Source organism: Streptomyces prasinopilosus (assembly GCF_001419695.1).
Classification (GTDB): Bacteria; Actinomycetota; Actinomycetes; order Streptomycetales; family Streptomycetaceae; genus Streptomyces; species Streptomyces prasinopilosus.
Genome location: NZ_LIRG01000904.1, coordinates 1 through 6,488, shown reverse-complemented (window position 1 = coordinate 6,488; position 6,488 = coordinate 1). Strand labels below are relative to the sequence as shown.

The 6,488-nt window shown below is 74.6% G+C and carries 7 protein-coding genes; 5 read left to right on the top strand and 2 right to left on the bottom strand.

Annotated features, from left to right (window positions below; translation table 11 throughout):
* Positions 1–413: hypothetical protein (locus AOK18_RS34895; protein ID WP_420865654.1), on the top strand; the 413-nt coding region annotated here is incomplete at its 5' end.
* 119 nt (positions 414–532) lie between these two features.
* Positions 533–1,087, top strand: coding sequence for a hypothetical protein (locus AOK18_RS28265; protein WP_099048953.1), 555 nt, complete (start codon positions 533–535; stop codon positions 1,085–1,087).
* A gap of 89 nt (positions 1,088–1,176) precedes the next feature.
* On the opposite strand, the gene AOK18_RS28260 is transcribed toward AOK18_RS28265, so the two are convergent.
* A complete protein-coding gene (locus AOK18_RS28260) occupies positions 1,177–1,599 on the bottom strand; it encodes a DUF350 domain-containing protein (protein ID WP_055572386.1) in 423 nt (140 codons plus the stop codon).
* Positions 1,600–1,875: 276 nt separating this feature from the next.
* Here AOK18_RS28260 and AOK18_RS28255 point away from each other — a divergent pair, with 276 nt between their 5' ends.
* The 3 genes from AOK18_RS28255 to AOK18_RS28245 all read left to right on the top strand — a co-directional run bounded on the left by AOK18_RS28255 (position 1,876) and on the right by AOK18_RS28245 (position 4,425).
* Complete coding sequence (locus AOK18_RS28255; RefSeq protein ID WP_055696164.1) at positions 1,876–3,138, top strand: RICIN domain-containing protein; 1,263 nt, start codon at positions 1,876–1,878, stop codon at positions 3,136–3,138.
* 65 nt (positions 3,139–3,203) lie between these two features.
* On the top strand, positions 3,204–3,671 hold the full coding sequence (locus tag AOK18_RS28250; RefSeq protein WP_055572392.1) for a hypothetical protein: 468 nt from the start codon (positions 3,204–3,206) through the stop codon (positions 3,669–3,671).
* Positions 3,672–3,846: 175 nt separating this feature from the next.
* A complete protein-coding gene (locus AOK18_RS28245; RefSeq protein ID WP_055572390.1) occupies positions 3,847–4,425 on the top strand; it encodes a tellurite resistance TerB family protein in 579 nt (192 codons plus the stop codon).
* Positions 4,426–4,509: 84 nt separating this feature from the next.
* On the opposite strand, the gene AOK18_RS28240 is transcribed toward AOK18_RS28245, so the two are convergent.
* A partial coding sequence (locus AOK18_RS28240) for a condensation domain-containing protein (RefSeq protein WP_240503346.1) occupies positions 4,510–6,488 on the bottom strand: 1,979 nt, incomplete at its 5' end.

Below are 6,488 nucleotides of genomic sequence, written 5' to 3'. Positions count from 1 at the left end.
AGGACCGTCCGCGCGCGGGGCGGATGAACCCCGGTCTCCGGGCGGCCCCCGCGCCGCGGGGCGTCCCGGTCGGCACCACCGGCACCGACGTGCTGCGCATCATCTCCGACCCGCGCACCCCCACCTTCGTCACGGTGTACGCGAACGGCCGGCGCCGGTACAGCTACTGGCGGCCGCTCGACTCCACCACGGGGCAGGGCGGCTGCTACGTGGCCCTGCCCACCGCCGACTGCGACGCGCTGCACGAAGCGGGGAAGATCGAGCTCGGGAACCCCGTCGTGGACGCGAACCGCACGACCTACCGGGTCAGCGCCACCTCCACCCGGGTGACTTCGCCCGCCCGCGCCCTCGCCGCGCCGCTCCGCCCGGTGCGGGAGCGCACCCGCCCGGTCCGGGCCGTCCGCGTCGCCTGAGCCGGACACGGCGGGCACTTCACGCGTCCGCCGCGAGTGGGAGACGTCGCGCGCGGGAAGAGTGGCCGTCGAAGGCCGGGCACGGGGTGCGCGGACTCGTGAGGACGCACGGAGGCACCATGAACGACGGGGCGACGGCACGCCGGGCGGGAAGGGCGCGCGGGCGGCGCGCGGCCGTGGGCCGGGTGGTCACGGTACTCGCCGCCGTCGCCCTGGCCGGCTGCGGCGGACCCGGCGAGGAGGGCAGGGGAATCCCGGGCGACACGCGCCCGGCGGCGTCGCGATCCGGAGCGGACGCACCCCCGGCCTCCCCGTCGGTGCCGGCCGTGGACGGCCGGGACCCGGCCGCCTGCGCGGACGGGGACTGCGAGATCGCGGTGTCCGGCCCGGTGGCGGTCCGGTTCGACGGCCCGGCCGGCCGCACCACCGTGTCCGTGTCCGAGGTCGGCCCGCACCGCATCGAGTACGCGGTGGAGTCCGGCAACGGCCGGTCCGCGAGCGGTACCGAAGGCCGCGGCCACAGCTGCCGCACCGTGCTCCGCGCGGGCGGCTCCGCCACCTCGTGCGGTGCCGTCGGCGACGGCGGTCCGCCCGGCGCCCGCCCCGGCACCGTGGTCGTCCAGGTGGTGCCGGGGGAGGACGGCACGGCCCTCCTCCGCGTCGTGTCGGGCTGACGGCCCGTCCGACCCCGCCGGCGACGGACGGGCTCGCGCCTCCGGCACCGGCCCGGGTCCCGGAAGGGAGGCGCCTCGGACGCCCGGTGTCAGGCGATGGACGCCGAAACGATCGCGGACACGGCGAGGTTGCAGGAGGCCGTCACCCAGACCGCCGGGTGCGGCTCCGGTTCGACCAGGGTGCTGCCCAGCCGGCCCGGCGTGACGAGGTCCACCACCAGGAACGCCACGGCCATCATGACCAGCCCCAGCAGCCCGAACGCGGCGGTCGACACCAGCCCCTTGCCGAAGTCCTCGTACGTCGTCCAGATGGAGGTGAACACGATGCCGCCGATGCCGAGCAGCGCGGAGCTGAGCACCAGGGCGGCGTTGCGGTTGCGCTCCTCCCAGATCTGCCGGCCGAGCTTTCCGGGCGTCAGCAGGTCGACCAGGACGATGCCGAGCACCAGCAGGACCAGACCGAGCGCGCCGTAGGCGGTGGCCCGGCCGAGTCCGTTGACGATGTCGCTCATGGGAATGCCGGCTCCGTAGCGTGAGGGATCGTGAGTGATCGCGGTCAAAGGCGAGCAAAATGTAGCGCACCCGTTCGACGCCCCGGTGGGCGCGGTCGGCGGGGAACCGCTCGCCGGGCAAGGAGTGAACGGTTGTGGACGCCTGGTCCGGACCAGAGTATTGACGCCCCCTTAGCTCACGTCTTGAATCAAGGGGCGACGCGATTTCCCCCCACTCACCCCCACACCTGGCCGGCGTGCCCGTCCCCGCGGACCGCCGTACGGAAAGGGAGAGCCATGTCCTCTCCACGCACACTGCGCAGATGGCTGACCGCCGTCCTGTCCGCGGCCCTGGTCGCCTCCGCCGCCGTCGGGACCGCCCGGGCGGAACCGGCGGACACCGCCACGACCGCCGCCGCGTCCGCGGACGGTGCCGCGGCCGCCGCCGTGACGTTCTCGGACACCTTCGACGGCCCCGCCGGGGCGGCGGTCGACTCCTCGAAGTGGCAGCTCGAGACCGGTGACAACGTCAACAACCACGAACGGCAGTACTACACGTCCGGCAACAAGAACGCGGCCCTGGACGGCCAGGGCCGCCTGGTGATCACGGCCCGCAAGGAGAACCCGTCCAACTACCAGTGTTGGTACGGCACCTGCCAGTACACCTCGGCCCGGCTGAACACCGCGGGGAAGTTCACCGCGCAGTACGGGCACATCGAGGCACGGATGAAGGTCCCGCGCGGCCAGGGCATGTGGCCCGCCTTCTGGATGCTGGGCACACCGGTCGACTGGCCGGCCTCGGGCGAGATCGACATCATGGAGAACGTCGGCTTCGAGCCCTCCACCGTCCACGGCACCCTTCACGGGCCCGGCTACTCCGGTTCGGGCGGCATCGGTGCCGGCTACACCCTGCCCGGAGGCCAGGCCTTCGCGGACGGCTTCCACACCTTCGCCGTCGACTGGGCGCCGAACTCGATCACCTGGTCCGTGGACGGCACCGTCTACCAGACGCGGACCCCCGCCGACCTCGGCGGACGGTCCTGGGTGTTCAACAAGCCGTTCTTCCTCATCCTGAACCTGGCGGTGGGCGGCTACTGGCCCGGCGACCCCGACGGCTCCACCGTCTTCCCGCAGCAACTCGTCGTGGACCACGTCTCGGTGACGACCGGGGACTCGGCCCCGGGCGCCGCCGTCAGGGGCCTGGCCGGAAAGTGCGTCGACGTCGCCGGGGCGAACCCCGCCAACGGGACGCCCGTCCAGCTCTACGACTGCAACGGCACCTCCGCCCAGCGGTGGACCGCGGGGTCCGACGGCACGCTCCGCGCGCTCGGCAAGTGCCTGGACGTCACCGGCAACGGCACCGCGGACGGTACGCCCGTCCAGCTGTGGGACTGCACCGGCGGACCCAACCAGAAGTGGACGGTCACCGGGGCACGCGACATCGTCAACCCCCAAGCCGACAAGTGCCTCGACGTGACCGGCAACAACGCGGCCAACGCCACCCGGCTCCAGATCTGGACCTGCACGGGCGCCGCGAACCAGAAGTGGACGGTGGGCTGACTCCCGGCCGGTTCCGGCGGGACCGCGACCCCGGTGGCGGTCCCGCCGGCCGTTACGCTCACCCGATGCGCACTCCCCGCTCGGCCTCCGGCTGGACCATGGCCGCCTTCGGAGCGCTCGCCGCGGCCCTGGGGGCGGTGGGCCTGATCGCGCCGGCCGCCCAGCTGTCCCTGCTCGGCCTCACGGCCCCGCACGCGCGGGGGAGCGGCGACCTCACGCCGGCCTTCGTGACGGCGTCCTCGATGGCGGCGCTCAACATGGGCGTGTACTACGTCCTGGCGGCGCTCGCCGACTGGCGGGCCTTCTTCCGGTGGACCGTGCCGTTCAGGCTGCTGACGTGCACCGTGTTCACGGTGGCCGTCATCGGCGGACGGGCGCCCGGTGCCTTCCTCGGCGTCGCCGTGTGGGAGGGGCTCGGCGCGGTCGCGACCGGTACGGCGCTCCGGTACGAACGACGCGCCGGCGCCACCGCGGCCGGCCCCGCCGGTGATGCCCCGGCGGTCCCGGGGGCGCCGGACGGTTCCGGAGCCTGACACGGGGCCGGCCGACCGGAGTACGGTTCCACGACCGTATGACGAAACGTCTTTTGCCTTTCTTTTGCCCTCGGGGAACGCGGTCGCGACGGCGTCCGTTGAGCAGGCGGACCGCACCGTCCGGGACCGGCGACGGGGCCCGGAGAGAACAGCGACAGAAGCCGAGGTGGCACCAGTGGCGATGTGGGACCGGGTCAAGGACCAGGCGAAGGCGTTCCAGCAGTCCCAGGGCACGAGGCCGGGGGGAGGACAGCACGGGAACCCCGGACCGGGACAGTCCGGCGGCCGTGCCCCCGGCTCGTCCTCCGGCGGTTCCAAGGCCCAGCTGCTGGGGCTGCTGAAGTCGCAGCTGGCCTCCGCGAAGGCGGAACTCAAGAGCGGCGCCTACCGGGACGCGAGCATGGCGATGTGCGCGCTGGTCGCGGCCGCCGACGGATACGTCGAGCCGGCGGAGCGGCAGCGCGTGGAGGAGCTGATCGTCTCCAACGAGGTCCTGCAGAACTTCCCGCCGGACCAGCTCCGCAAGCGGTTCAACGAGCACGTGGACCAGCTCACGGCGAACTTCGAGGCGGGCAAGGCACGAGCGCTGCAGGACATCGCCAAGGCGTCGAAGAAGCCGGTCGAGGCACGCGCGGTCGTCCAGACCGGCATGGTCGTCGCCGGCGCCGACGGCACCTTCGAGGCGTCCGAGCAGCAGGCCGTCCGCGAGGCCTGCGCGGCCCTGGGCATCTCGCCCGCGGAGTTCGGAGTCTGAGGACCCCTCGGTCCGCTCCCGCCGTCCGCCCCCGAGCGGGACGGACGGCGGGAGCGGTGGGAGGGGAGCCGCCTCGACCGGCGGTCAGCTCCTCACCGCCTCACCGCCCGTCGCGGCGGCGTCCACGGTGTGGCCGAGCAGGTGCAGCGGGGCGGCCGACACCCCGGCCCGTTCCATCGCGTCCCAGTGGGCCAGGGCCGTCCCGGCGTCCACCAGGCCGTGCACCGGCGGCAGTCCGTGGCCGGCGGCGTGGAGCAGGGACTCGAACCGGCAGGAGGCCAGGGTGCCCTCGAGCCGGGGCTGGGCGAGATAGCCGGCCGCCGCCGCGTCCGGCAGGTCCCCGGCGATCTCCCGGTCGGTGCGGCCGACGTGCAGCAGCCCGCCGCCCAGCACCAGGACGTCCTTCCGCTCCCGCATGCGGGAGAGGGCCCGCCCGGTGTCGAAGCAGTGCGGGAAGGAGTCGTCGACCACGACGGCCCCGGGCCGCAGCCGGTCGACATCGAGCACCGCGGTGGCGCCGCTCACCGCCGTCACCAGGAGGTCCGCGCCGTGGACCGCGTCCGGCAGCACCCGCTCCGCCTCCACCACCTCGAAGCCGGCCGCACCGACCAGCCCCCGCTCCCGCAACCGCCGCCCCAGGGCGGTCAGCCGCGGCCCGCTGCCCCGCACGTCGCACAGGAGCAGCCGGCGGGGAGGCCGGGCGGCCAGGGACAGCAGCAGCTCCAGCGAGGAGGCACCGATCGAGCCCAGACCGGCGAACGCCACGTCGAGGTCCGAGAGGTCCCGGCCGGTGGCCTCCAGCGCCGCGTGCACCGTCTTCACCACGGACACGACCGTCGCCGCGTGCCCCGTCGTCACGGTCGCCGGATGGAGGCCGGACCGCAGCACGTCGAAGCCGTAGCCGGTCAGCGACGGGATCATCCCCGCCAGGGACACGCATCGCGCACCCCGGGCGGCGGAGAGCGACACGGCACGGGCGATGTGCCCCACCAGTCCGGTGTCCGCCGGGAGTTCGTCGGCGAACAGCGGGACGGACACGAAGCCGGACCGGCCCAGCGGCGTCCCCACCGTCTCCACCAGGCGCGGGGCGCCGTCGGGGAACAGCATGGCGCGCACCTCCTCCCGCGGCAGCGCCGACGCGGGCAGACCCGCCAGCCGGGCCAGGTGCTCCGGCGCGGGCAGGTAGCCGATCAGGGCCGCGTCCATCGTGTCCCGCTCCCCGGGTGCCCCCGTTGCGGACCGGGGGGCGGCGGACCTTCGCACCGGGGAACCGCCCGTTTCGGGGCGGCCCGCCCCCGGCCGGTCCGGCGCGCCGTCGTCACCCGCCGCGGCCCGTTCGAGACGACGGCGCAGCGAGGCGGTGAAACGGTCGAGTGCGCCCGGTGCGAAGGCCTGCACCGCGCCCCGGACCGTCACCCGCAGCCCGTCCCCGTCCGGTCGTACCGCCATGAACACGTCCGTCATGGACGACGGCGGCAGGAACGTACTGTCTCCCGCCTCCCACGACAACCGCGCGGTGCCGCCGGCCGCGGGCGCCAGCGCGGAGAAGTCGAGGAAGGTGAAGAAGAACTGGGAGGTCAGGGGCAGCCCGTCGGCACGCCGGGGGACCACGTCCTCGTGGACGCGCGCCTCCTCGGCCTCGGCCGCCACACGCCGCAGGGCGCGGACGAAGCCCTCCGCGCCGGCCGGACCGGCGGGGGCGGGCCGCACCGGGACGGCCGAGGCGAACGGGCCGAAGATCCGGTGCGCGTCGGGCAGCGCGCTGTCCCGGCCGCTCACCGCCATTCCCACGATCAGATCGGAGCGGCCGGTCAGCGCCGTGAGTTCCTGGTGGTAGGCGGTCAGCAGGGGCGCGTACGAAGTGGTGCGCTCCCGGGACGCGAGTGCGCGCAACGCCGTTGCCGAGGAGGCCCCGAGCGTGAACTCCGAGGAGTCGAACCGGACCCCGCCGGAGACAGCCCCGGCACGGTCCGCCGCACCGCCGTCACCGGTCGCCGCCGCGGGCCGCAGCACCGGCGGCCGGTACGGGGCGCACACCCGCGCCCGGCGTTCTGCCGCGGCCG

What these genes read in the sequence shown, in the direction of transcription:
- AOK18_RS28265 (WP_099048953.1), top strand. Translation starts at nt 533, where the DNA reads ATGAACGACGGGGCGACGGCACGCCGGGCGGGAAGGGCGCGCGGGCGG.
- AOK18_RS28260 (WP_055572386.1), bottom strand. Translation starts at nt 1,599, where the DNA reads ATGAGCGACATCGTCAACGGACTCGGCCGGGCCACCGCCTACGGCGCG.
- AOK18_RS28255 (WP_055696164.1), top strand. Translation starts at nt 1,876, where the DNA reads ATGTCCTCTCCACGCACACTGCGCAGATGGCTGACCGCCGTCCTGTCC.
- AOK18_RS28250 (WP_055572392.1), top strand. Translation starts at nt 3,204, where the DNA reads ATGCGCACTCCCCGCTCGGCCTCCGGCTGGACCATGGCCGCCTTCGGA.